Below are 25,371 nucleotides of genomic sequence, written 5' to 3'. Positions count from 1 at the left end.
TGACAATGGAAGCAAACATTTCGGTTCCCAAGTATGAGCTGCGTGGTTTCAGCCTGTGGGGCTTTCGCGACATGGCGCAGTGTATGGATTTTCTGTTCGACGGTGGCAGGGTCAAGCAGGGCACCCTGGTGGCGATGAACGCCGAGAAAATCCTCAATGCGGAAACCGATCCGGCGCTGCATGCCTTGCTGGATGAGGCTGAGTACAAATATGCCGATGGCATCAGCATGGTGCGCTCCATCCGCCGCAAGTATCCTGGCGCGGAGGTGTCTCGCGTGGCCGGGGCCGATCTGTGGGAAGCCATGATGCAGCGTGCCGGGCAGGAAGGCACCCCGGTGTTTCTGGTGGGTGGCAAGCCTTCGGTGCTGGCAGAGACCGAGCAGAAGCTGCGTAGCCAGTGGAATGTGAATCTGGTAGGCAGCCAGGATGGCTACTTCAAGCCGGAACAGCGGGATGCCTTGTTTGAACGCATTCGTGCCAGCGGCGCGGCTATCGTGACCGTGGCGATGGGATCGCCCAAACAGGAAATCCTGATGCGGGATTGCCGCAAGGTGCATCCACAGGCGTTGTATATGGGGGTTGGCGGCACCTATGACGTGTTTACCGGCCATGTGAAGCGCGCGCCCAAGGTGTGGCAGAATCTGGGGCTGGAGTGGCTCTACCGCCTGCTCAGCCAGCCGAGCCGTATTCGCCGCCAGCTTCGACTACTCAAGTTCGTCGGCTATTACTACACCGGCAAGATGTGATCCTTCGGCTGGAGCAGCCTCTCCGTTGCTCCAGCGTCTGTTTTGCTCAAATAATCTCCCTATCGGGCATAACGTGGTCAAAGCTATAACCTCGGTCAATCATTCCCTCGTCACTTATTCCATAAGGTTTTAATTCGCTGTTTGCTTATAGCGGCAAAATGCGAAACCATAGCGCCCGAAAATTTCCCCAGGCTGCAGCGGCACTTCCCCGCAATTAAATTGTGCGGATGACTCCTTAAGTTCCGTTTTGCCCGGCTGGGGATGAATTACACTCAACTTGTCTAAAACAATAATGACCGGCACCGATCGGCAGGCAAAACAGCATCAAAAATATGATTGAGGATGTATGGCAAGCAAAGAAAAACCACAAGGTTTACATCGCGGGTTAGAAGCGCGACATATAGAGCTGATCGCCCTGGGTGGCACGATCGGCGTGGGTCTGTTTATGGGGTCAGCCAGTACGTTGAAATGGGCAGGGCCTTCGGTGCTGCTGGCCTATATCATCGCTGGCCTGTTTGTGTTCTTCATCATGCGTTCGATGGGGGAGATGCTGTTCCTGGAGCCGGTAGCGGGCTCTTTCGCTGTCTATGCGCACAAATACATGAACCCCTTTTTCGGCTATCTCACCGCCTGGGGCTACTGGTTTATGTGGCTTGCCGTGGGGATATCGGAAATCACGGCTATCGGCGTCTATGTGCAGTTCTGGTTCCCAGAGATACCGCAGTGGCTGCCTGCGTTAATTGCGGTCGCTATGGTCGCGTTAGCCAACCTGGCGGCGGTGCGCCTGTACGGTGAGCTGGAGTTCTGGTTTGCCATGATCAAGGTCACCACCATTATCGTGATGATCCTGGTGGGCTTGGGGGTGATCTTCTTCGGCTTTGGTAACGGCGGGCAACCGACGGGCTTTGCCAACCTGACGGCTCACGGCGGCTTCTTTGCCGGTGGCTGGAAAGGCTTCCTGTTTGCCCTGTGTATCGTGGTGGCTTCTTACCAAGGGGTTGAACTGGTCGGCATTACCGCCGGGGAAGCCAAAAACCCGCAGGTGACGCTCAAACGTGCGATCAACAACATCCTGTGGCGTATCCTGATTTTCTATGTCGGTGCCATCTTCGTGATTGTCACCATCTTCCCGTGGAACGGTATCGGCACCGCAGGCAGTCCGTTTGTGCTGACCTTTGCCAAGATTGGTATCGTCGCCGCCGCAGGTATCATCAACTTTGTGGTGTTGACTGCCGCGCTCTCCGGCTGCAACAGCGGCATGTATAGCGGCGGCCGCATGCTCTATGCCCTGGCCAAGAACCGCCAACTGCCTGCGGCATTGACCAGGCTTTCTGCCAGCGGCGTACCGGTCAACTGTATTGCCGTTACCATCATTTGCCTGTTGGTGGGGTCTGCGCTGAACTACGTTATCCCCAATCCTCAGCAGGTGTTTGTCTATGTCTATAGCGCCAGCGTGCTGCCGGGCATGATGCCGTGGTTCGTGGTGCTGATCAGCCAGATCTATTTCCGCCGTGCCCATAAAGAAGCGATGAAGACTCACAGCTTCAAGTCATTTATGTTCCCTTACATGAACTACCTGACCATCGCTTTCCTGATTTGTGTGCTGGTTGGCATGGGGATCAATCCGGATACGCGGATTTCGTTGGTGGTGGGGATGATTTTCCTGGCTGCGGTGAGCCTGTGTTACTTTGTATTCGGTATGCATAAAGTCCATCATCAGCCTGAAAAGCGGACAGAAAGTCAGCGCTAAGCTTACGAAAAGGGCCTTGTCGGGCCCTTTCTGCTGCAAGAGTGAGCAAAGGGTCAGCGAACTCAACATTTCTGAGAAAAAGCACTAGACAGGATGGGCATAAAACCGTAGTATCCCCACCCGCAACGGCGCTACGCGCCCGTAGCTCAGCTGGATAGAGCGCTGCCCTCCGGAGGCAGAGGTCTCAGGTTCGAATCCTGTCGGGCGCGCCATTAATTTTGTGCGCAGGAGCTGCGGTGGTATGATTACCGCGTGAAGTAAGCAGTAGATAAAGTAGTTATGGTGGCTATAGCTCAGTTGGTAGAGCCCTGGATTGTGATTCCAGTTGTCGTGGGTTCGAGCCCCATTAGCCACCCCACTTTACCTAGGGTAAAGTAAAAGAATTGAAAGCTGTTTTGTGACAGTGCGAAGGTGGCGGAATTGGTAGACGCGCTAGCTTCAGGTGTTAGTGTTCTTACGGACGTGAGGGTTCAAGTCCCTCTCTTCGCACCACACACAAAATGTCTGATAAATTTAATATTTACATAGACATAAGCTGGAAAGTTCAGTAGTATCAGCAACAAGAAATCGGCGAGTAGCGCAGCTTGGTAGCGCAACTGGTTTGGGACCAGTGGGTCGGAGGTTCGAATCCTCTCTCGCCGACCAATTTCAAAGAAACCTGCTTTTTTAAGCAGGTTTTTTTACGTCTGAAGTCTATGAGGATGAGAACCTCCGAAGGAGGTCGACAAATCTGTCGGGAACAGATTTGCATATCGCGTCAGCGATACCCCGAAGGGGCGAGTATCATGGACGATACGAGTGAATCCTCTCTCGCCGACCACATTCAAGAAAGCCCGCTTTTTAAGCGGGCTTTTTTACGTCTGGAATTTGTGTAGCCCTTTCAGTAATGAGCGGCTTTTTTGCTTTTTATATTGAGTGACATTGTGGGTGTCCGATACCTGAGATATCGTGCTGGCCCCTCACCCTAACCCTCTCCCACAGGGAGAGGGGACCGATCGAGCTCGTTGATTTCTCTGCGTATCACCCGACCTTTCTTCTTACTTATCACTCTCCGAAGCGGTACGATCGAGTTCGTTGATTCTCTGTGTAATACCTTGCCTTTCTCCTTCTTACATCACTTTCCGAAGTCGCACGAGCTAATCAAGGGCTCAGGGCAGCCCCCTCGCCCTTTGGGAGAGGGTTGGGGTGAGGGGAAACAGACGACTTTAGAGCTGGCCTTACAAGGGAATGATCAGAAGGAAGCAGAGATAAGCGCGGGAAAAATGGCAGGGTGCAAAATGGAGGATAAACAGCGCAACGACTTCTGGAGCATATCGGCATCATGCCGTTCTTGCCCCAGATAACAGTCGTTTTATTTCAGGCAGGCGTTACGTCGGCAATCAGAGATTGATCGTGCCGAATGAGAAGTCTACGTTATTGAAAACGTTGATGATTTTGTTGATCAGTTTCATAGTGGCAGTCCCCAGAGAGTCATTGGTAGTGTGATTCATGTCACACAAATAGGCTACACTCGGCCGCCAAATCGATCAAGTATTTTGTGATGTATCTCACAAAAATATTAAACCAACGTTTTATTTTAACGTGAGTCGTTTTATCGAGCGGTTTTATCTTGGCAAACCCTACGAAATTTCAACCTGTCTCCTTTTGTCCTTTATGGGCATGCCTGTTGTCGTCAGTTTGAGACATTTAACCTGATGATTTTAATCAATAAAAAAGACTTCTCATTAACCCGTCGTTTTAAGGCGACAGGATCCGTAGAGGGGCAAATCGCAGCGAACAGGAGGGAAAAATCAGAGGGTTAATAGAGATAATTTTAAATCGTTTAAATTCAAAATGATGAGTTAAATTTTTGCCTGTTGGCACTCAGCAATCAAAAGTTGGCACGCCAAGTGCAATATCTCTATCGTAGATGCTCATTCCACTTCTTATGTTCGCCTTAGGCCTCATAAACCCAGGAATGATGCAGAGCCGATTTTAGGGTGCCTATTGCCCACCTGAACGATGAAAGGGTTGCTTGCAACGGCTTCATCACACTCCGGGCAAAACGTTGAGTGAGGCACCACCCCAGTTGTCCTAGACCTGATTGCTTCTTTTATACACTTGTCTCGCGGCAAGTGTTTTTTTTTGCCCCAAGGAAAGTTTCAGGCAAAAAAAAGGGCCCAGCACGGCATGCTGAGCCCTGACAAGCCAACCGGGGAAGTTACTCGCCGTTTTGCTTGAGCGTTAACATCAGCCCTTCACGGCGCATCTGTGTGGCTTCGTCGCTGCGGTGCAGCTTATCCAACGCATCTGCCAGCCAGGCGTAGTCATAGGCATCTGGCCGCTGTTGCAGTGCTGCATGGAAGGCATCACTGGCTTGCTGCCATTCACCGTGCTTCATCAGTAACTGACCCAGTGTGCTGTTAAGCAACGGCGTCGCGCCATGCTGCTTGATCTGTTGGCGTAACGCTTTCTCCAACTGCTCCGGGTTGCCAGACTTGATACGTGGGATCAACAACACCAACCGCTCGTCGTATTGGCGCTTCAGACCGTCCAGCACAATGCTTTGTGCCAGTTCATGGTCATTACACTCAATAAGATGTTCCACCATCGCGACCTGTAGCGGGATTTCGTGGCGAATTTTACGGCTTTGATCTTTCCACCAGCGCTTCAACCCTTCACTGCCTTCATCGGCCATGGCCTGATTCATCAGGCCGATATAGGCCTGCTGCTGTAAAGCTTGTAGCTCTTCTTCGCTGTGCAGGTTGATTTTGCTCATCGAAGGCAGAATTTCCAGCAGTGAGGCATAAGCTCCGGTGCGCAGATAAGCCTGCTCCGCCAACCGCAGCACTTCCGGATGACGTGGTGCCTGGTTCAGCAAGCGATCGACGCCGTGCCGTGCCGCATGGGCTTCACCCTGCGCCAACTGAATACGCACGCGGGTAATGTCTACCGGCAACTGATCGGTATCGGCAGCTTCGGCGGCACGCTCCAGATACTGGTTGGTGCGGAAGCCATCGCCACGTTGCTGTGCAGCTTCCGCTGCCAGCAGGTAGTTCACCACCGGTTGCTCGGCATGATCGGCATTGCGGGTCAGCAGTTTCTCTACCTGCTTGTAATCCCCTTCCGCCAGTTTGATCAGCGCCTCTTTGGTTTGCTTACGGGCGCGGCTACGTTTGCGGCCAAGGAACCAGCCACGGGTGCGCGCGCCAGTGCGGAAGACGCGGCGCAGGATCCATTCGATGACAAACAGCACCAGGAACAGCAGTACTGCCATAATCACCAGACCGGTCACGCTGGTTTCGACGTTGTAATTGTCGGTCTGGATCAGCACATAGCCTTGGTGCCCGGCCAGCATCGGCCCCAGCACCAGGCTGGCAATCAGCACCAGAAACAGGAATAACACGCGTAACATGGCTTATCCCTCCTGGTGAGTGGCAGGGGCCTGGGCCAACAGATTACGTACCCGGGTCTGCATCAGTTTTTCCAGCATCGGCTGGCTTTTCAGCTGGCCCGGCACGTCCATGGAGATCGATTGCTGGCTCAGGTTGTCCAACTCTTCCAGGAATGCCTTGGTAGCCGGATCGGTGGTATCGAAGTAGGCGCGTACCCAGGTCGATACCGTTTCCAGCGACTGTTTATACACTTCGTTCTGATGACGAGGGATCGCCTGTGCGGCAACCAGCAGGCGCGAACGGATATTCTCACGCAGGTAGACATCCTGATTCGGCGCCAGCAGCGGTTCGGCACTGCTATCGCGACGGCGGACGGTAATAAAGTCCGCCATAAAGTTGTGCCAGCTTTTGGTCAGGTTTTGACGCCATTCGCTCAACGAACTGGACAGCTCGCCGTCGTCTTCATCCATTGGCCGTTCGTCACGGTTGTTATCCGCCAGACGCAGGTCGTCGACCTGATTGGACAGTTGGTTGACCTTCAGGATGATGCCGTCAAAATCGATCTGCGCCACGGCGGAAAGGGTGCCGACATCTTCGGTGATGGCGCGGCGAATATCGATCAGGCTCGGATCGTTCATCTCTGCCAGGCTGGCGTCGGCGCTTTTCAGCAGCGCAGCCGCGGTGGTGACATCCTGATCGCTCCACAGCTTGCGGCCTGCCATTTTCACCAGAAAGTCCGCCTGTGCCAGCAGCCAGGTTTTGGCATCGCTGCCGGAAATGGTGGCAACCTTATCTTGCAGTTCATTGAGCTGACGCACCAGCGAGGTTTGCTCGCGATCGGTGGCCTCCAGCGTTTTCCCCTGCTGTTGCAGCAAGCCTTCCAGCGCGCTCTTTTCCTGCTGCTGGCTCTGCTTAAGCTCTGCCAACTGTTGTTGCAAGGCCTGGTTGGCGGCGATCAATGTCTGCGCCTGCTGGTGCGTGTGATAATAGCCGCCAGCACCCAGAGCGATGACCAGCACGATGGCAATCGCACCCAATACCGGGCCGGTGTTCTTACCTTTCCGGTGGTCAGCGGCTGGCTGCTGGGGGCTCTCAACCGCTGGGTTTGATTCTTCAACCGCGGCGGATGGAGTGTTTTGTTCCGTCATAGTGGCACATCCCATAGTCAGGTTATTGTAGCGCGCGGATCAGCGCGTCATTATCTGCGTTTTCAGCTACCCGAATCGTGCTCCAACCCAGCTCCTGGGCAAGGGTAGCAAGACGTTCACTGACGACTATCAGGCGGCAACGTAACAGCCACGAAGAGCGATAGTAATCAGGAACTAAAGTATAGAGCTGTTGTAACATTTCGCCGCTGGTCACTACCAGCGTATTGATACCGGCACGTTGCCAGTGGGCGCTTTGCTCACTGCCATCATAGTGCACCGGGCTGCGTTGATAACATTCATAATAGCTTACCACTGCACCCCGCTCAGCCAGCGTCTCGCCTAGCAGTTCGCGGCCGCCGTTGCCCCGCATGATCAACGCCCGTTTACCGGTGAGCTGTTGCAACGCGGGCAGCAGCAACAGCATTTCGCTGATTTCACGTTCACGCGGATAGTCTACCGGCAGGCTGCTGATGCGATGCATTGCCAGTGCGGTGGTGCGGCCAATAGCATAATAGGACAACTGGCCAGGCCATTGAAGCCCGGCACGATTGATGACCGAACTGGCATAGCTGACGGCATGCTGCGATAGGGCAAACACCAGATCGCCCGCCTGCAACTCTGCCAGCCCCTGAGGTAAGCGGACAAGATCGTTACCGGGGGCGAAGTCGATCAGCGGCGCGTGAAAGGCAACCCGGCCAAGTGCGCGCAGGCGGCTCACCAGTTGTTCCCCGGCGGGAGAAGGGCGGGTTACCAGAATAGTCATGCAGGAGGATTTCCCTGATAAACGTCATGCAGGATCTCACGGGCACCGGCAGCCAACAGTTCTTCTGCCAGTTCTACACCCATTTGCTCAGCCTGTGCCGACGGGCCACGGCGTTCACCGCAGACCATCTGACTGCCATCAGGGGCACCGACCAGCGCACGTAACCACAGTTCATCGCCTGTCAGCTCGGCATAGCTGCCGATGGGAACCTGGCAGCCCCCTTCCAGCCGGGTGTTCATCGCCCGTTCGGCGCGGACACGGATTTCTGTTTCGCGATGGTTGAGAGGGGCCAGCAAAGCGCGGGTGACGTCATCGTCAAGGCGGCATTCGATACCGACCGCACCCTGGCCGACGGCAGGCAAGGATTCTTCCGCGCTCAGCGGGCAGCGGATACGCTGTTCCAGGCCCAGACGTTTTAACCCGGCCACGGCCAGAATAATGGCGTCGTAATCGCCGTTATCCAGCTTACCCAACCTTGTGCCGACGTTGCCCCGTAGATCGCGCACGATCAGATCCGGGCGACGGCGACGCAGCTGGCATTGACGGCGCAGGCTGGAGGTACCTACCACGCTGCCTAGCGGCAGTTGATCGAGCGAGGCAAAGTTATTGGAGACAAAAGCGTCACGCGGGTCGTCACGTTCACAGATGGTGACCAGCCCCAAGCCGGCGGGGAAGTCGACGGGGACGTCTTTCATTGAGTGCACGGCAATGTCTGCCCGGCCTTCCAGCAGAGCCAGCTCAAGTTCTTTGACGAACAGGCCCTTACCGCCAACCTTGGCCAGCGGCGTATCCAGAATGATGTCGCCGCGCGTGACCATAGGCACCAGTTCCACCTGCAGGCCTGGATGGCTCGCCATCAGACGCTGCTGAACATAGCGTGCTTGCCATAGGGCAAGTGGGCTCTGACGGGTGGCAATTCGAATAATTTTGTCTAACATGCTGGTTACCGTTTTTATAATTCGCCGTCCATCCTACCACTGAGGATCAAAACTGTCAGTGCAAGAAGCCACAGGCGGAGAAAGGACAACGGAATCAAAGGGGCGTGAGGGGAAGTTGGCGGCAGTTCACACTGCGGGTAAATCATTTATAGAAGCGCTAGGATAAGTGTGTCGCTTTACCTCCTTTACGGTCAATCAGCAAGGTGTTAGATTGATCACGTTTCCAGCAATAAGTCGTCAAAAATTCTTCTAAACTAAAGACGCAGCGGGAATACGGGTTTTTTTCAAGCATCGGGATAATCAGGCGAGACGTCTTGTACCTCTACATCGAGACACTGAAACAAAGACTGGATGCGATCAACCAACTACGTGTCGATCGTGCCCTGGCGGCCATGAAGCCCGCGTTCCAACGGGTCTACAGTCTGCTGCCTACCTTATTGCACCACCATCACCCACTGATGCCGGGCTACCTCAACGGTAACGTTCCCCATGGCATCTGTATCTACACGCCTGATGAAACCCAACAAGCTTATCTCAATGATCTAGAAGACAAATGGGGCAGCCCGTTTGAAAAAATGGCCACGGGCGAACTGCCGATTACGGCGCTTTATTCCATGGGCAGCACCTCCTCGATCGGCCAGAGCTGCACCTCGGATCTGGATATCTGGGTCTGCCACCAATCCTGGCTAGACAATGAGGAACGCAGCCGCCTGCAGCAAAAATGCAGCCTGCTGGAGAAATGGGCGGCCTCGATGGGGGTGGAAGTCAGCTTCTTCCTGATCGACGAAAACCGCTTCCGCCACAACGAAAGCGGCAGCCTGGGCGGTGAAGACTGCGGCTCAACCCAACATATTCTGTTGCTCGATGAGTTCTACCGCACGGCCGTACGCCTGGCAGGGAAACGTATCCTGTGGAACATGGTGCCGGGCGAAGAGGAAGCGCATTACGATGAATATGTGCTTTCGCTCTATTCCCAGGGGGTATTAACCCCGAATGAGTGGCTGGATCTTGGCGGATTGAGCACGCTCTCTGCCGAAGAGTACTTCGGTGCCAGCCTGTGGCAACTGTATAAGAGCATCGATTCGCCCTACAAGGCGGTGCTGAAAACTCTGCTGCTCGAAGCCTATTCATGGGAATACCCGAAAACGCAGTTACTGGCGATGGGGATCAAGCATCGTCTGCACCAGGGGGAGATCGTCTGCTTCGGCCTTGATGCCTATTGCATGATGCTGGAGCGCGTCACCCACTACCTGACTGAAATCAACGACACCACCCGCCTTGACCTGGTTCGCCGCTGCTTCTATCTGAAGGTCTGCGAGAAGCTGTCGCAATCCAACAACGCCACCATCGGTTGGCGGCGGGAAATCCTCAGCCAACTGGTCAGTGAGTGGGGCTGGGACGAAGAGCGGTTGGAGATCCTCGATAACCGGGCTAACTGGAAGATCGAACGGGTGCGCGAAGCCCATAACGAACTGCTGGATGCGATGATGCAAAGCTATCGCAACCTGATCCGTTTCGCTCGCCGCAACAATCTCAGCGTCAGTGCCAGCCCGCAGGATATCGGAGTGTTGACCCGTAAACTGTACGCGGCCTTTGAGGCACTGCCGGGTAAGGTGACGCTGGTGAACCCGCAAATTTCGCCAGACCTGTCAGAAAACGACCTGACCTTTATTCACGTGCCGATTGGCCGCGCCAACCGCACCGGCTGGTACCTGTACAATCAGGCACCGGAGATGAGTTCGATCGTCAGCCATCAGCCGCTGGAATATAACCGCTATCTCAACAAGCTGGTGGCCTGGGCTTACTTCAACGGCCTGCTCACCTCACGCACCCGCTTGCATATCAAGAGCGGCAATATCTGCGACACCGCCAAACTGCAGGAACTGGTTACCGACGTGTCGCACCATTTCCCGCTGCGCTTGGCCGCTCCGACGCCGAAAGCGCTCTACAGCCCGTGCGAAATCCGCCATCTGGCGATTATCGTCAACCTGGAAAACGACCCGACGGCGGCCTTCCGTAATCAGGTGGTGCATTTCGATTTCCGCAAGCTGGACGTGTTCAGCTTTGGCCAACAGCAGCAATGCCTGGTTGGCAGTATCGATCTGCTGTACCGCAACTCATGGAACGAAGTGCGTACCCTGCATTTCAGCGGTGAGCAGTCGGTGCTTGAAGCGTTGAAGACCATTCTGGGCAAGATGCATCAGGATGCTGCACCGCCGGAATCGGTGGAGGTATTCTGCTATAGCCAGCACCTGCGTGGCCTGATCCGTACCCGCATTCAACAGCTGGTTTCCGAGTGTATCGAGCTGCGTCTTTCCAGCACTCGCCTGGAGCCGGGCCGGTTTAAAGCGGTGCGTGTGGCCGGGCAAACCTGGGGCCTGTTCTTCGAACGCCTGAGCGTGTCGGTGCAGAAGCTGGAAAACGCCGTGGAGTTCTATGGGGCTATCTCCAACAACAAACTGCATGGTCTGTCGATCAAGGTAGAAACCGATCAGGTGCATTTGCCACCGGTAGTCGATGGTTTTGCCAGTGAGGGGATTATCCAGTTCTTCTTTGAAGACACCACGGATGATAAAGGCTTCAACATTTACATTCTGGATGAGTCGAACCGGGTTGAGGTGTATCACCATTGTGAAGGGAGCAAAGAGGAGTTGGTGCGCGATGTCAGCCGCTTCTATTCCTCCTCACACGATCGCTTTACCTACGGCTCCAGCTTTATCAACTTCAACCTGCCGCAGTTTTATCAGATAGTCCATCTCGATGGGCGCACCCAGGTGATCCCATTCCGCAGCAATGCGTTGTCGAACCTGTGTATCACGGTCGCCGACGGCAATGCCGCACAGCCTCTGAAGCAACAGTTCCAGCTGCATTAATGCTCGAGGGCGCAGTCGCTTGCGCCCCTCAGCAGAACTCAACTGAAGCTGACCGTCTCGCCGGACTGTGTGCTGGCCGCTTCACTCAGTAACTCATAAAATTCCCGGCCGCTGCGATCGCACTGCCAGCTCTCGTCACGATAGTTAAAGTGATAGCCTCCGGCCTTGGTGGCCAGCCACACCTGGTGCAACGGCTCCTGACGGTTGATCACAATCTTGCTGCCGTTTTCGAAGCTTAGCGTCATCACCCCGCCGTTGGTTTCGTAATCGATATCCGCATCACCATCAAAATCGTCCAGGGTCTGTTCAATATTCAGCATCAGTTGGTCGGCCAACTGGTGAAACTCGCTATCGTTCATATTCGATTCCTATTGCTTTTCATGATCCACCTGCGATTATAGTGAGCTTGGACGCATGAATTACAGGCATTAATGCAAATGAAAAAACAACTACGCTATGCGCTGATGGCCGTTTTGCTGGCCGGGCTCTCTGGCTGTGGCCTGAAGGGCCCGCTGTATTTTCCACCGAAGGACAAACCGGCAGAGCAACCGGTAACCAGTGCTGGTACCGTTAGCAAAAACCAACAAGAACCCGCTGGCACTCAGCAGCAACCGTCGATGATCAATCAGTAATGAGCCTTTATGGTGGTTGATGCCACCATAAGTATCAGACGGTACGTCGTCCAGATAGCGGAGTATGATATGCAGTTCTCCAAAATGCACGGTTTAGGCAACGACTTTATGGTGGTCGATGCCGTTACACAGAACGTCTACTTTTCACCTGAGCTGATCCGCCGTCTGGCCGACCGGCATCTGGGCGTGGGTTTTGACCAGATGCTGGTGGTAGAACCGCCGTACGATCCCGAACTCGATTTCCATTACCGCATTTTCAATGCTGACGGCAGTGAAGTGGCCCAGTGTGGTAACGGCGCCCGCTGCTTTGCCCGCTTTGTACGCTTGAAAGGCTTGACCAACAAGCGTGATATCCGCGTCAGCACCCAGACCGGGCGCATGATCCTGAGCGTCACCGATGATGACCTGGTGTGCGTCAATATGGGCGAGCCGAATTTCGATCCGCAGATTGTGCCGTTTCGCGCCACCAAAGCGGAAAAGACCTACATTATGCGCGCGGCGGAACATACGGTGCTGTGCGGCGTAGTCTCAATGGGTAACCCGCACTGTGTGTTGCAGGTGGACGACGTGAAAACTGCCAAGGTGGAGCTGTTGGGACCGGTGCTGGAAGGACACGATCGCTTCCCGGAACGTGCCAACATCGGCTTTATGCAGGTGGTGAGCCGTGAGCACATCAAACTGCGGGTTTATGAGCGCGGTGCCGGTGAAACTCAGGCCTGTGGCAGTGGTGCCTGTGCCGCCGTGGCGGTGGGCATTCAGCAAGAGCTGCTGGCGGAAGAGGTGCATGTCGAACTGCCCGGCGGTAGCCTGCATATCCGCTGGAAAGGGCCAGGAGAGCCGTTATTTATGACCGGCCCGGCCACCCATGTTTATGACGGATTTATTCACTTATGAAGCAGGTTGACGATCGAATAGCCACGGGCGTTGAGCTTGATGATGACTCGGTGATGCAATTTCTGATGCAGAATCCGGACTTCTTTATGCGCAATGCGCGGCTGGTTGAACAGATGCGAGTGCCTCACCCGGTGCGGGGCACGGTATCGTTGGTGGAGTGGCATCTGGCGCGTCAGCGCAACCAAATCACCCAGTTGGAAGAAGAGATCACCTTGCTGATGGAGCAGGCCAGCGCAAACGAATCGCTGTTTGGCAGCCTGCTGCATCTACAGGCCGACCTGGCCACCGCCAGCAGCCTGCAGGATATGCTCAACCGCTTACAGCGTTGGGCGCGCGGGTTTGGGTTGGCAGGGGCGAATATCCGCCTGTTTGCCGATCGCTGGAATATTGGCGCACCGTCGGACTTCACCCATCTTGGCCTGGCGCGCTCGGCGTTTGAGCCGCTGCGAATTCAACGCCTGGGGGATCGCTATCATTACCTTGGCAACCTTAATGGCCCCGAACTGCTGCTGCTGTTGCCGCAGGCCAAACAGGTTGGCTCCGTGGCGCTGTCGTTGTTGGGGGAGCAGGGCGATCTCGGCATGGTGATCTTCAGCAGCCGCGATACTCAACATTATCAACAGGGGATGGGCACCGTGATGCTCGGCCAACTGGCGCGTATGTTGCCAAAACTGTTGGAACGCTGGATAGAACGCGCATGACCGGCGTAGCGGCCAACCTGCAACCGCCGGTGGACGCTTTCCTGCGTTATTTAAAGGTGGAGAGGCAACTCAGCCCACTGACTCAGATCAGCTATTCGCGCCAGCTGCAGGCATTGATCGCCATGGCAGGCGAACTGGGCATCAGTGAATGGCCGATGCTGGATGCCGCCAGAGTGCGTCAGTTGGCAGCCCGCAGTAAGCGCGCCGGGTTACAGTCTTCCAGCCTGGCGCTGCGCCTTTCTGCATTACGCAGTTTTCTGGACTGGCTGGTCGGCCAGGGCGTGATAAGCGCCAACCCTGCCAAAGGCATCCGTACACCGCGCAGTGGCCGTCATTTGCCGAAGAATATCGACGTCGATGAAATGAACCAACTGCTGAACATCGATCTTAACGATCCGCTGGCGGTTCGCGATCGCGCAATGCTGGAAGTGATGTACGGAGCCGGGCTGCGTCTGGCCGAACTGGTGGGGCTGGATTGCCGCCATGTCGATCTGGGCGGCGGTGAGATCTGGGTGCTGGGGAAAGGCAGCAAAGAACGCAAATTGCCGATAGGCCGTACGGCGGTCACCTGGCTGGAACACTGGCTGGCGCTGCGCGATCTGTTCGCGCCGCAGGATGATGCCATGTTCCTCTCCAATCAGGGCAAGCGCATCTCGGCGCGCAACGTACAGAAACGTTTTGCCGAGTGGGGCGTCAAGCAGGGCGTCAACAGCCATATCCATCCGCACAAGCTGCGCCACTCCTTTGCCACCCATATGCTGGAATCGAGCGGCGATCTGCGCGCGGTGCAGGAGTTGCTGGGGCACGCCAACCTGACCACCACGCAAATTTATACCCACCTCGACTTTCAACATCTGGCGAACGTGTACGATGCCGCGCATCCACGCGCCAAACGAGGGAAATCCTGATGCACTTTTACCGTCCGTTACGCCCGCTGGCCGCACTGACTTTCGATCTGGACGATACGCTGTATGACAACCGTCCGGTGATCAAGCAGACCGAGCATGAGTCGGTGGCCTTTTTGCAGAACTACCATCCCGGATTGAGCCACTTCCAGTCGGCGGACTTCCACCGTTTACGGCAGGAACTGCGTGAACAGGATCCGGAGATTTACCACGACGTTACCCAATGGCGCTGGCGGGCGGTCCACCTGGCGTTGAGCCGGCAGGGGCTGCGCGATGCTGAAGCGTCCATCGGTGCCGATGCCGCCATGCAGAACTTTGCCCTTTGGCGTAGCCGGATCGATGTTCCGGAAGCCACTCACGCTACCTTGCGGGCGCTGGGGCAACGTTATCCGCTGGTGGCGATCACCAATGGCAATGCCGATCCGGCCCAGTGCGGCTTGGAGCAATACTTCCAGTTTGTACTGCGCTCGGGGCCAGATGGCCGCGCCAAGCCGTATCAGGATATGTATCAACTGGCGGTCGAAAGGTTGGGCGTGGCGCCAGAACACATTCTGCACGTCGGGGATGACCTGACCACCGACGTTGCCGGGGCGCTGCGTTCGGGCCTGCAAGCCTGCTGGATCAACGACCGTCAGCGCAGCCTGATGCAGGTGGCTGACAGCCGTCTGCTACCACATATTGAGATTTCGCAGTTGGCATCGCTGACAGCATTGTTATAATCCCAGCAGAACTCTGTATAAATTCCCAGTGGAAAGCGCGTGGAAGCGGGTTTTCCCTTTACCAATCAATGGTGCCTATGGACGTTTCCGACCTGCTCGACAGCATGAATGATAAACAACGTGAAGCCGTGGCTGCGCCACGCAGCAACCTGTTGGTGCTGGCCGGTGCAGGCAGCGGCAAGACCAGGGTGCTGGTGCATCGCATTGCCTGGCTACTGGCGGTGGAGAACTGCTCGCCGTACTCCATCATGGCGGTGACTTTCACCAACAAGGCGGCAGCAGAGATGCGCCACCGTATCGAACACCTGATTGGCACCAGCCAGGGCGGCATGTGGATCGGCACCTTCCACGGCTTGGCACACCGCCTGCTGCGCGCTCATCATATGGACGCCAACCTGCCGCAGGACTTCCAGATCCTGGATAGTGAAGATCAGCTGCGCCTGCTGAAACGCATCGTGCGGGCGCTGAACATTGACGAGAAGCAATGGCCGCCGCGCCAGGCGATGTGGTACATCAACGGCAAGAAAGACGACGGCCTGCGCCCGCAGCATATCGAAAGCTACGGTAACCCGGTGGAAGCCACCTGGCTGCGGATCTATCAGGCTTATCAAGAGGCTTGCGATCGTGCAGGGCTGGTCGATTTTGCCGAATTGCTGTTGCGCGCCCATGAGCTGTGGCTGAACAAGCCGCATATCCTCAATCATTATCGTGAGCGCTTCACCAATATCCTGGTGGACGAGTTCCAGGACACCAACCGCATCCAGTACGCCTGGATCCACATGCTGGCCGGGGGCAAGGCCAACGTGATGATCGTGGGGGATGATGACCAGTCGATCTACGGCTGGCGTGGTGCACAGGTGGAAAACATCCAGCGTTTCCTGAAGGATTTCCCCGGTGCGGAAACGGTGCGTCTGGAGCAGAACTACCGCTCGACCAGCACCATCCTGAAGGCTGCCAACACCCTGATCGCCAATAACGACGGGCGCATGGGCAAAAACCTGTGGACCGAAGGGGCCGAAGGCGAGCCGATCTCGATTTACTGCGCATTCAACGAACTGGATGAAGCCCGCTTTGTGGTTAACCGCATCAAGGCCTGGCAGGACAACGGCGGCGCGCTGAACGACTGTGCCATCCTGTATCGCAGCAACGCCCAATCGCGCGTGCTGGAAGAGGCCTTGTTGCAAACTGCCATGCCATACCGCATTTACGGCGGCATGCGCTTCTTCGAACGTCAGGAGATCAAGGATGCTCTGGCCTATCTGCGGCTGATCGCCAACCGTAACGATGATGCAGCCTTTGAGCGCGTCGTGAATACCCCAACGCGCGGCATTGGCGATCGTACCCTCGACGTAGTGCGCCAGGCGGCACGAGACCGCCAGCTGACGCTGTGGCAGGCTACGCGTGCGCTGCTGCAAGATAAGGTGCTGGCGGGCCGTGCAGCGTCCTCCCTGCAGCGTTTTCTGGAGTTGGTGGACTCATTGGCCCACGAAACCGCCGAAATGCCGTTGCATGTGCAAACCGATCGGGTGATCCGCGATTCCGGGCTGTTCATCATGTATGAGCAGGAAAAGGGCGAGAAGGGTCAGGCGCGTATCGAAAACCTTGAGGAACTGGTCACGGCCACGCGCCAATACAGCTACCAGGATGAAGATCAGGATCTGATGCCGTTGCAGGCCTTCCTGTCCCATGCCGCGCTGGAAGCGGGAGAAGGGCAGGCAGATGCTTATCAGGACGCGGTTCAACTGATGACCCTGCACTCGGCCAAAGGGTTGGAGTTCCGCCAGGTATTTATCGTCGGCATGGAAGAGGGCATGTTCCCAAGCCAGATGTCGCTGGATGAAGGTGGCCGCCTGGAAGAGGAACGCCGTCTGGCCTATGTTGGCCTGACCCGTGCGATGCAAAAGCTGACGCTGACCTATGCGGAAACCCGCCGCCTGTATGGTAAAGAGGTGTATCACCGGCCATCACGCTTTATCGGTGAGATCCCGGAAGACTGCGTGGAAGAGGTGCGCCTGCGGGCCAGCGTTTCCCGCTCGGTAAGCCACCGCCGGATGGGGACGCCGATCAGTGAAAACGACACTGGTTACAAGCTTGGGCAGCGCGTGCGCCATGCCAAGTTTGGCGAGGGCACCATCGTCAACCTGGAAGGCAGCGGTGAACACAGCCGGTTGCAGATCGCGTTTCAGGGTGAAGGCATCAAGTGGCTGGTAGCAGCTTACGCCAAGCTGGAAACGGTATAACATCCCCTCACCCCAACCCTCTTCCACAGGGAGAGGGCGCTCAAAGTCCCTGCTTTGTTGGAAGCAAGAAGATAATCTCAGCAAAAATTGAGTTTATCTTCACCTAAGGTGAGTCAACAAAAGTACATGATGTATCACCGTTTTTTCAGGCCAACTCGATCGCTCCCCGTGGGAGAAGGTGAGGGGGAAATAATTTAGTGAGCGAAACGGTCACCCACCTTTGCAGTGGCATACCAGCGCATCACCGCTTCGATCCCCTCGCCACCTTCCGGTGGAGCCCAATGCATACAATCGTCTTCACCGAGCGCCTGATAAGGGCCCTGCTTCACTTCAAACACCACGCCACCCGGATCGACAGACAGCACGGCATGCCAGGTAAACGCCGGCATCTCCAGCACCTTGGTTTCTTCGCCTAGCAGGGTGCGTTGGGTGACCACGCCTTCGTCATTGAACTGCAGCACCACGAAACGGCCACGCAGCGGGGTGAGTAACTCCCAGGTCTGCGGGTGGCGGTGTGGGCGAATATAGGTGCCGGGCTCCATGGCAATGGCCAGGCGTTGCACTGGATCGCTCAGCTCTTCATGTAAGGTACGGTGGGCACGCAGGCGTGGAAGTGTAGCTGCCTGTTCACTCATGGTCGTCAGGTCGTGGGCGGTAATCTGTTTCATGTCGTCAATCCGCAATATTTCTGTGCGCTAATCTTAGCAAGATTCGTGGCTGCGGTCAGAGATCGCGACGCGGTTTTCCATCAGGCATGGTCAAGGTTGCGGGAGTGTTACAAACTGGCCGCGAGCGTGCTGAATTGTTGCGCGATTATCCACCCTAACCGGTTGACAGGCTTTTTCTTCTCGGCGTAACATGCGCGCACGAATATCAATGAGGACACACGCCTTGGACACACCCAGTAGATACTGGCTCACAGACCTGGACACCAGGTACAACTTCTAAGGCTATCCCATTGCGCTGATACCCTTCGTGGTTGTCGGCGACCCTCCCCAGCGTCGCTCCGAGTCAGATCTCTTCATGGTCTGGAACGAGCCGGTATTGCATACTTCCCTCGCTTTCTGTGCTTCAATGCGTTGTCTACCCCGTTACCATTAGGGAGTTTTGGCACATGCTAAGCGCTTTTAAATTAGATAACAGCCGCTTATCCCGTCTGGAGTTGGATGACTCAGATGATTTGACCTCGTCGCTGTGGGTTGACCTGGTCGAGCCGGAGGAGGGCGAACGCGAGCGCGTGCAAAATGAGTTGGGCCAAAGCCTGGCGACACGCCCCGAACTGGATGATATCGAAGCCTCGGCCCGTTTCTTCGAAGACGATGACGGCCTGCATATCCACTCCTTTTTTTACTACGAAGACGCCGAAGATCACGCGGGCAACTCTACCGTGGCTTTCACCATCCGCGATGGCCGCCTGTATACCCTGCGTGAACGCGAACTGCCTGCTTTCCGGCTTTATCGGATGCGTGCGCGCAGCATAAGAATGGTGGACGGCAACGCCTACGAGCTGCTGCTGGATCTGTTTGAAACCAAAATTGAGCAGTTGGCCGACGAGATAGAAAACGTCTACAGCGATCTGGAAAAGCTCAGCCGGGTGATTATGGAAGGGCACCAGGGCGACGAATATGATGAAGCGCTGTCCACGCTGGCGGAGCTGGAAGATATTGGCTGGAAGGTACGCCTGTGTCTGATGGATACCCAACGCGCGCTGAATTTCCTGGTGCGCAAGGCGCGTTTGCCAACCAGCCAACTGGAACAGGCGCGGGAAGTGCTGCGCGATATCGAATCCCTGCTGCCGCATAACGAATCGCTGTTCCAGAAGGTCAACTTCCTGATGCAGGCAGCGATGGGCTTTATCAATATTGAACAGAACCGCATCATCAAGATCTTCTCGGTGGTATCGGTGGTGTTCCTGCCACCGACGCTGGTGGCCTCAAGCTATGGGATGAACTTTGAGTTTATGCCTGAGCTGCGTTGGTCGTTCGGCTACCCGGGCGCGATTGCACTGATGATCGTGGCGGGACTGGCACCTTATCTCTACTTCAAACGCAAGAACTGGCTTTAAATCCGGCTCTCGTACGCTTCGGGTGGTGGCCTACACCACCGCCCCATTTTATCTTCAATGATCCCCTCTTTCGCCCGTTAAACCGGGGTAGAATATCCCCACTGCTTATCGGCTCGTAAGGCATGCGTCTTAATGGAGAAGTTCCCGCGCGTCATTCAATGGCTGATCCTGCTGCTGGCTTCGCTGGTGTTGGGGTTTGGTCTACAGGCCTTCCATGTTCCTGCCGCCTTGCTGCTGGGGCCGATGATTGTCGGCGTCGCGATGGGGCTGCTCGGCGCTTCGGTGCGCATCCCTGGCCCCTTATTTATTGCGGCACAGGCAATCTTGGGCTGCATGATTGCCCAAAGCCTTTCGCCCAATATTCTTACCCCCTTGTTGGATGACTGGCCGCTGGTGCTGTTGGTGCTGATCGCGACGCTGTTGGCGAGCGGCGTTTCCGGCTGGTGTCTGGTGCGTTTCAGTGGTCTGCCCGGCCCTACCGGTGCCTGGGGATCTTCCCCTGGCGGCGCATCGGCGATGGTAGCGATGGCGGGAGATTTCGGTGCAGATGTGCGGCTGGTGGCGTTTATGCAATATCTGCGCGTGCTGTTTGTCGCGACGGCAGCAGCGGTCGTGGCGCGTATCGGCCTGGGAGATGAGGCTGGGCATGGGAGCGCCGCTCTGGAGTGGTTCCCCGCCCTCGACTGGCGCTTTGCCGGTACTTTGGCCGTAGCCGTTATCGGCTCCTGGTTAGGACCGCGCCTGCGCATTCCTTCTGGTGCGCTGATGTTGCCAATGATCGCGGGGGCGGCATTACATTCTACCGGCACCATGACGTTACAGGTGCCTGAATGGCTGTTGGCGCTGGCCTACACGCTGATTGGCTGGAGCGTCGGGCTGCGTTTTACCCGGGCCATCTTCCTGCTGGCGTTGCGCACCTTGCCGCAGATGGTGGTATCGATTGTCGCGCTGATGCTGTTTTGTGGTGGGCTGGGGTGGATGTTGACCCAGTTCCTGCCGGTCGATCTGCTGACGGCCTATCTGGCCACCAGCCCAGGTGGATTGGATACCGTGGCGATCATCGCCGCAGGCAGCCGGGTTGATATGACCTTTGTGATGGCGATGCAGACGCTGCGGCTGTTTACTATTTTGCTGACCGGCCCGGCGATGGCCAGATTCATCTCTAACCACGCCCAGCCAGTGCAATCAACGTAGCTTTCGTTGCTGGTATAAGGCATCCAACAGGAACAACACCAACGCCGCCCAGATGAAGCCAAAGGTCACCAGTTTATCCTGACCGATGGTCTCACCGTAGAAGGTGACCGCCAGCAGGAACATCAGAGTTGGCCCCAGATATTGGAAGAACCCGAGCGTAGACAGGCGCAGGCGGGTGGCCGCTGCGGTAAAGAACAGCAGTGGAACGGTGGTGACCACTCCGGCGGCAACCAGCAGTAAATTCAGCGACCAGGGGTTGGCACTCAGATGGCTGGTTGGGCTATCGGCAATCAGGAATAGGTAGATGGCGGCCACCGGTAGCAGCCACAGGGTTTCGATCAGCATGCCGGTTTGTGCATCAATGGCAATCTTCTTGCGCAGCAGGCCGTAGAAGGCAAAGCTGAAGGCCAGGCCAAGCCCGATGATCGGCAGCGAACCAAACTGCCACAGCTGCACCAGCACTCCGGTAAAGGCCAAGGCTACGGCCACCCATTGCATACGGCGGAAACGCTCTCCCAGGAACAGCATCCCCAGCAGCACGTTCACCAGCGGATTGATGAAATAGCCCAGGCTGGCCTCCAGCATATGGTGGTTATTCACCGCCCAGATAAACAGCAGCCAGTTCCCTCCCACCAGCAGCGCGGTAACGGCCAGCAGCAGTAGCCGCTTGCGGTTTTTACAGGCGGCCCGCACCTGCGGCCAGTTGCGGCCCAATGACACCAGCCCCAGCATAAAGAAGAACGACCAGATCACCCGGTGGGTGAGGATTTCATCGGCAGGGACTTGTTGGATCAGCTTGAAATAGGCGGGGGCGATACCCCAAATAAAATAGGCGGCCAGAGCAAAGAAAATGCCCTGCCGCGTTTGTTGTGCGTCCATGACGGTTACCGGGTGGGAAAGGGAGATGCGGTGATTTTACTGAAGATAACCGGCCGTGTCCCACAATTGTGTGGTTTATGGATCACAACCGGCTGGCACCGTTAGCCCACCAGGTAGGTGGCAGTGGCGCTGGCGATGTGTAAGCCATCGTGGTTGTGCAGCTCAACGCGGGCTACCGCCACTTTATTACCGCTGCGCAGTACGCTGGCGGACGCAACAAAATGCTCACCACGGCCTGGGCGCAGATAGTCGACGCGCAGATCGATCGTCCCCATGCGCGATAGACGGGCCGCCAGCTCTTCTTCAATCAGCGGATCCTGGCGCATCAGCACGCTGCCCACGCACGCTAGCCCGGCGGCAACATCCAGTACGGAAGCGATCACGCCGCCATGCAGGATTTTCTGGGCGGCATTGCCCACCAGTTTAGGCTGGTTGGTAAAGCTCAGTTCAACGAAGTCGTCCTCAAAGCGGCGTAGCTCCAGCCCCAACTCACGGTTAAACGGCATGTGGTAGACGAAGATTTCGCCTATTTTCTGGCGGGCGGCCTCGAGGGTCAAAGTTGTGTGTGACATAATTCCTTTCTTCATGTGAGTTTTGCCAGCCGATGTACTGGTCAGTCCAGGTTAATGACTTGTGGATTTTATGCTTATCTTTTGTTGCTTTCCAGGCCTGACAGATAAATGTATTCACTAGTGCGGTAAATCCTGCAATGTGTGTAAAATGACCTGCTTTTATTTCTGGGTTTTTCCTTATCTTTCGAGAGTGAACTAAATTATGCGCGTTCTGTCTGGGATTGTGATGGCGATGCTGTTTACGCCAGTAGTGGTGCAGGCCGATGAGGCCACCGAGCAAAAAAATCTGAATAAACCGGCGGTTCGTGGCAGCATCATCGGCAACATGCTGCAACACTATGATAATCCGTTCACTCTGTATCCTTATGAAACGAACTACCTGATTTATACCGACACCAGCGATCTGAACAAAGAAGCGATCGAATCCTATAGCTGGGCGGAAAATGCCCGCAAGGATGAGGTGAAGTTCCAGCTCAGCCTGGCTTTCCCGATCTGGCGTGGCATTGCTGGCGAAAACTCGGTCCTGGGGGCGTCTTACACCCAGCGGTCCTGGTGGCAGCTTTCCAACCATGACGAATCCTCACCGTTTCGTGAAACCAACTACGAACCGCAAATTTTTGTCGGCTGGGCCACGGCGTATAAGTTTGCCGGCTGGACGCTGCGTGATATCGAAGTGGGGCTGAACCATGAGTCCAATGGCCGTGAAGATCCTACCTCACGTAGCTGGAACCGTGGTTATGCACGCCTGATGGCGCAGAACGGCGACTGGCAAGTCGAGGTCAAACCCTGGTTCCGCTTCTCGGAAAGAGACAGCAGCGACGATAACCCGGATATCACCAAGTATATGGGCTATTACCGCCTGACGGTGGGTTATGCCTTGGGGGAAAGCGTGTTCAGTGCAGAAGGCCAATACAACTGGAATAGCGGATATGGCGGCGCGCAGTTGGGCTGGAGCTACCCAATTACCAGCCATGTGCGTTTCTACACCCAGGTGTTCAGCGGCTATGGCGAATCGATGATTGATTACAACTTCAAGCAGACACGGCTGGGTGTTGGTGTCATGCTTAACGATATTATGTAGTTTAGGTAATAACGGTGTCAGTCAGGCACCGTGATAGCGATAAATGGGGAAGTGTGTGTCAACCGCAGCAGTGATAAACAGAGAGTTGCTGGCAGAGCAGGTATTACGCGATACCTTCGGCTACCAGCAGTTCCGTCCGGGTCAACAAACGATTATCAACGCAATTATCGGCGGCCAGGATTGCCTGGTGGTGATGCCGACCGGCGGAGGTAAATCGCTGTGCTATCAAATCCCGGCGCTGGTGATGGATGGACTGACGCTGGTGGTATCCCCACTGATTTCCTTGATGAAAGATCAGGTCGATCAGCTCTTGGCCTATGGTGTTTCCGCCGCCTGCTATAACTCGACGCAAACGCGGGAGCAGCAGTTGGAGGTGATGGCGGGCTGTCGCAGCGGCCAGATCAAGATGCTGTATATCGCCCCCGAACGGCTGATGATGGACAGCTTCCTCGAACTGTTGGATCACTGTCCGCCGGTGATGCTCGCGGTGGATGAGGCACACTGTATTTCCCAGTGGGGCCACGACTTCCGCCCGGAATACCGAGCACTGGGCCAACTGAAGCAACGCTTCCCGACCATGCCGGTAGTGGCATTGACGGCCACGGCCGATGAAGCCACGCGGGGAGATATTGTGCGTTTGTTGGCGCTAGACGAGCCGCTGATCCAGATCAGCAGCTTCGACCGCCCCAATATCCGCTACACGCTGGTGGAGAAGTTTAAGCCGCTCGACCAACTTTGGCGCTTCGTGCAGGACCAGCGCGGTAAAAGCGGCATTATTTACTGCAATAGCCGCGCCAAGGTGGAAGACACCACCGCGCGTCTGCAAAGCCGTGGATTGAGCGTTGGGGCCTATCACGCAGGGCTGGACAACGAACGTCGCTCCCAGGTGCAGGAAGCTTTCCAGCGTGATGATTTACAGGTGGTGGTCGCCACCGTAGCCTTCGGCATGGGCATCAACAAACCCAACGTGCGTTTTGTGGTGCACTTCGATATTCCGCGCAACATCGAGTCCTATTATCAGGAGACTGGCCGCGCAGGGCGTGATGGCCTGCCAGCGGAAGCGATCCTGCTGTATGACCCGGCGGATATGGCCTGGTTACGCCGTTGCCTGGAAGAGAAACCGGCGGGGCAGCAGTTGGATATCGAACGCCATAAGCTCAACGCCATGGGAGCCTTTGCCGAAGCGCAAACCTGTCGTCGCCTGGTGCTGTTGAACTACTTCGGTGAAGGCAAGCAGCAGGCCTGTGGCAACTGCGATATCTGCCTTGACCCGCCCAAGCGTTATGACGGCCTGGAGGATGCCCGCAAGGCACTGTCGGCGATTGGCCGCGTTGGGCAACGTTTCGGCATTGGCTATGTGGTGGAGGTGCTACGCGGCTCCAATAACCAGCGTATCCGGGAGTTTGGTCACGAAAAGCTGCCGGTGTACGGCATTGGCCGCGATCAGACCACCGAACACTGGACCAGCGTGCTGCGCCAACTGATCCATCTGGGCTTTATCACCCAGAACATTGCGATGCATTCGGCGCTGCAACTGACCGAGGCCGCGCGCCCGGTGCTGCGTGGCGAAGTGGTGCTACAGCTGGCGGTGCCGCGTATCCAGAGCTTCAAGGTACGCAGCAGCGCCAACCAGAAATCCTACGGCGGCAATTACGATCGCAAGCTGTTTGCCAAACTGCGCAAGTTGCGTAAATCGATTGCCGACGAAGAGAACATCCCACCGTACGTGGTGTTCAACGACGCAACCCTGCTGGAGATGGCCGAACAGATGCCGATCAGGGCCAGCGAGTTGTTGAGCGTCAACGGCGTGGGGCAGCGTAAGCTGGAACGTTTTGGTGCGCCATTTATGGCGATGATCCGCGCTCACCTCGACGGTGACGACGAATAAGGATAATCA

General features: G+C 56.1%; 22 protein-coding genes and 4 tRNA genes. 18 read left to right on the top strand and 8 right to left on the bottom strand.

Annotated features, from left to right (window positions below; all coding sequences use genetic code 11):
- Window positions 1–5: 5 nt before the first annotated feature.
- The 6 genes from wecG (at window position 6) to IMQ33_RS17335 (ending at window position 3,141) form a co-directional block, all read left to right on the top strand.
- A complete protein-coding gene (gene wecG, locus IMQ33_RS17360; RefSeq protein WP_065684889.1) occupies window positions 6–746 on the top strand; it encodes a lipopolysaccharide N-acetylmannosaminouronosyltransferase in 741 nt (246 codons plus the stop codon).
- Window positions 747–1,092: 346 nt separating this feature from the next.
- Window positions 1,093–2,496, top strand: coding sequence for an amino acid permease (locus tag IMQ33_RS17355; protein ID WP_065684888.1), 1,404 nt, complete (start codon window positions 1,093–1,095; stop codon window positions 2,494–2,496).
- Between the two features lie 135 nt (window positions 2,497–2,631).
- Window positions 2,632–2,708, top strand: a tRNA-Arg gene (locus IMQ33_RS17350).
- A 70-nt stretch (window positions 2,709–2,778) separates the two neighbouring features.
- Window positions 2,779–2,854 (top strand) — tRNA-His (locus IMQ33_RS17345).
- Between the two features lie 47 nt (window positions 2,855–2,901).
- A tRNA-Leu gene (locus IMQ33_RS17340) sits at window positions 2,902–2,988 on the top strand.
- Window positions 2,989–3,064: 76 nt separating this feature from the next.
- Window positions 3,065–3,141, top strand: a tRNA-Pro gene (locus tag IMQ33_RS17335).
- 1,555 nt (window positions 3,142–4,696) lie between these two features.
- Here the strand turns inward: IMQ33_RS17335 and hemY are convergent.
- Genes hemY through hemC form a run of 4 tightly spaced genes read right to left on the bottom strand, consistent with a single transcriptional unit; the run spans window position 4,697 to window position 8,719 of the window.
- Entirely contained in the window at window positions 4,697–5,890 is a 1,194-nt protein-coding gene (gene hemY, locus IMQ33_RS17330) for a protoheme IX biogenesis protein HemY (protein ID WP_024529529.1), read from the bottom strand.
- A 3-nt stretch (window positions 5,891–5,893) separates the two neighbouring features.
- Window positions 5,894–7,018, bottom strand: coding sequence for a uroporphyrinogen-III C-methyltransferase (gene hemX, locus IMQ33_RS17325; protein WP_024529530.1), 1,125 nt, complete (start codon window positions 7,016–7,018; stop codon window positions 5,894–5,896).
- 22 nt (window positions 7,019–7,040) lie between these two features.
- Window positions 7,041–7,781 (bottom strand): uroporphyrinogen-III synthase, encoded by a 741-nt coding sequence (gene hemD / locus IMQ33_RS17320; RefSeq protein ID WP_024529531.1) that lies wholly within the window; start codon window positions 7,779–7,781, stop codon window positions 7,041–7,043.
- Window positions 7,778–8,719: a hydroxymethylbilane synthase gene (gene hemC / locus IMQ33_RS17315; protein ID WP_196062953.1), complete on the bottom strand. Its 942-nt coding sequence runs from the start codon at window positions 8,717–8,719 to the stop codon at window positions 7,778–7,780. The genes hemD and hemC overlap by 4 nt, the downstream gene beginning before the upstream one ends.
- Before the next feature lie 314 nt (window positions 8,720–9,033).
- Between hemC and IMQ33_RS17310 the strand changes: the two genes are divergently transcribed.
- Complete coding sequence (locus IMQ33_RS17310; protein WP_024529532.1) at window positions 9,034–11,592, top strand: class I adenylate cyclase; 2,559 nt, start codon at window positions 9,034–9,036, stop codon at window positions 11,590–11,592.
- A gap of 38 nt (window positions 11,593–11,630) precedes the next feature.
- Here IMQ33_RS17310 and cyaY read toward each other — a convergent pair whose 3' ends face one another.
- Complete coding sequence (gene cyaY / locus IMQ33_RS17305; RefSeq protein ID WP_024529533.1) at window positions 11,631–11,951, bottom strand: iron donor protein CyaY; 321 nt, start codon at window positions 11,949–11,951, stop codon at window positions 11,631–11,633.
- Between the two features lie 78 nt (window positions 11,952–12,029).
- On the opposite strand from cyaY, the gene IMQ33_RS17300 reads away from it, so the two are divergent.
- The 6 genes from IMQ33_RS17300 to uvrD all read left to right on the top strand — a co-directional run bounded on the left by IMQ33_RS17300 (window position 12,030) and on the right by uvrD (window position 17,683).
- The gene (locus IMQ33_RS17300; protein WP_282440812.1) at window positions 12,030–12,224 is read left to right on the top strand and encodes a lipoprotein; all 195 of its coding nucleotides are present in this window, start codon (window positions 12,030–12,032) and stop codon (window positions 12,222–12,224) included.
- A 69-nt stretch (window positions 12,225–12,293) separates the two neighbouring features.
- Window positions 12,294–13,118, top strand: coding sequence for a diaminopimelate epimerase (dapF, locus tag IMQ33_RS17295; protein WP_021181537.1), 825 nt, complete (start codon window positions 12,294–12,296; stop codon window positions 13,116–13,118).
- Window positions 13,115–13,819 carry a DUF484 domain-containing protein gene (locus IMQ33_RS17290; protein WP_024529535.1) on the top strand — a complete coding sequence of 235 codons (705 nt, stop codon included), beginning with the start codon at window positions 13,115–13,117 and terminating at the stop codon, window positions 13,817–13,819. The genes dapF and IMQ33_RS17290 overlap by 4 nt, the downstream gene beginning before the upstream one ends.
- Window positions 13,816–14,727, top strand: a complete 912-nt coding sequence (gene xerC, locus IMQ33_RS17285; RefSeq protein ID WP_098929163.1) for a tyrosine recombinase XerC — start codon at window positions 13,816–13,818, stop codon at window positions 14,725–14,727. Before IMQ33_RS17290 ends, xerC begins: the two co-directional genes overlap by 4 nt.
- A complete protein-coding gene (yigB, locus tag IMQ33_RS17280) occupies window positions 14,727–15,443 on the top strand; it encodes a 5-amino-6-(5-phospho-D-ribitylamino)uracil phosphatase YigB (protein WP_161740545.1) in 717 nt (238 codons plus the stop codon). The genes xerC and yigB overlap by 1 nt, the downstream gene beginning before the upstream one ends.
- 77 nt (window positions 15,444–15,520) lie before the next feature.
- On the top strand, window positions 15,521–17,683 hold the full coding sequence (gene uvrD / locus IMQ33_RS17275) for a DNA helicase II (protein WP_021181533.1): 2,163 nt from the start codon (window positions 15,521–15,523) through the stop codon (window positions 17,681–17,683).
- 194 nt (window positions 17,684–17,877) lie between these two features.
- Here uvrD and IMQ33_RS17270 read toward each other — a convergent pair whose 3' ends face one another.
- Window positions 17,878–18,351 (bottom strand): WbuC family cupin fold metalloprotein, encoded by a 474-nt coding sequence (locus IMQ33_RS17270; protein ID WP_065684869.1) that lies wholly within the window; start codon window positions 18,349–18,351, stop codon window positions 17,878–17,880.
- Window positions 18,352–18,541: 190 nt separating this feature from the next.
- On the opposite strand from IMQ33_RS17270, the gene ysgD reads away from it, so the two are divergent.
- From ysgD to IMQ33_RS17260, 3 genes are all read left to right on the top strand, one after another.
- Window positions 18,542–18,631, top strand: coding sequence for a YsgD/CorL family protein (gene ysgD / locus IMQ33_RS26425; RefSeq protein WP_367651464.1), 90 nt, complete (start codon window positions 18,542–18,544; stop codon window positions 18,629–18,631).
- Between the two features lie 166 nt (window positions 18,632–18,797).
- Complete coding sequence (gene corA / locus IMQ33_RS17265; RefSeq protein ID WP_024484663.1) at window positions 18,798–19,748, top strand: magnesium/cobalt transporter CorA; 951 nt, start codon at window positions 18,798–18,800, stop codon at window positions 19,746–19,748.
- 132 nt (window positions 19,749–19,880) lie between these two features.
- Window positions 19,881–20,942, top strand: coding sequence for an AbrB family transcriptional regulator (locus IMQ33_RS17260; RefSeq protein WP_094982258.1), 1,062 nt, complete (start codon window positions 19,881–19,883; stop codon window positions 20,940–20,942).
- On the opposite strand, the gene rarD is transcribed toward IMQ33_RS17260, so the two are convergent.
- Together rarD and IMQ33_RS17250 are read right to left on the bottom strand one after the other, a co-directional pair.
- Window positions 20,934–21,821, bottom strand: coding sequence for an EamA family transporter RarD (gene rarD / locus IMQ33_RS17255; RefSeq protein ID WP_021807769.1), 888 nt, complete (start codon window positions 21,819–21,821; stop codon window positions 20,934–20,936). The two genes, IMQ33_RS17260 and rarD, sit on opposite strands and share 9 nt — an antisense overlap.
- A gap of 101 nt (window positions 21,822–21,922) precedes the next feature.
- Window positions 21,923–22,393: a thioesterase family protein gene (locus tag IMQ33_RS17250; RefSeq protein WP_065684871.1), complete on the bottom strand. Its 471-nt coding sequence runs from the start codon at window positions 22,391–22,393 to the stop codon at window positions 21,923–21,925.
- 202 nt (window positions 22,394–22,595) lie between these two features.
- Between IMQ33_RS17250 and pldA the strand changes: the two genes are divergently transcribed.
- Window positions 22,596–23,474 (top strand): phospholipase A, encoded by an 879-nt coding sequence (gene pldA / locus IMQ33_RS17245; RefSeq protein WP_065684872.1) that lies wholly within the window; start codon window positions 22,596–22,598, stop codon window positions 23,472–23,474.
- Window positions 23,475–23,529: 55 nt separating this feature from the next.
- Complete coding sequence (gene recQ / locus IMQ33_RS17240) at window positions 23,530–25,362, top strand: ATP-dependent DNA helicase RecQ (RefSeq protein ID WP_024484660.1); 1,833 nt, start codon at window positions 23,530–23,532, stop codon at window positions 25,360–25,362.
- Window positions 25,363–25,371: the final 9 nt, after the last annotated feature.

Source organism: Serratia sp. Res13-Sevr-LER1-36-b (genome assembly GCF_015673035.1).
Taxonomy (GTDB): domain Bacteria; phylum Pseudomonadota; class Gammaproteobacteria; order Enterobacterales; family Enterobacteriaceae; genus Chania; species Chania fonticola_C.
This window is presented reverse-complemented; position numbering and strand designations above follow the sequence as displayed.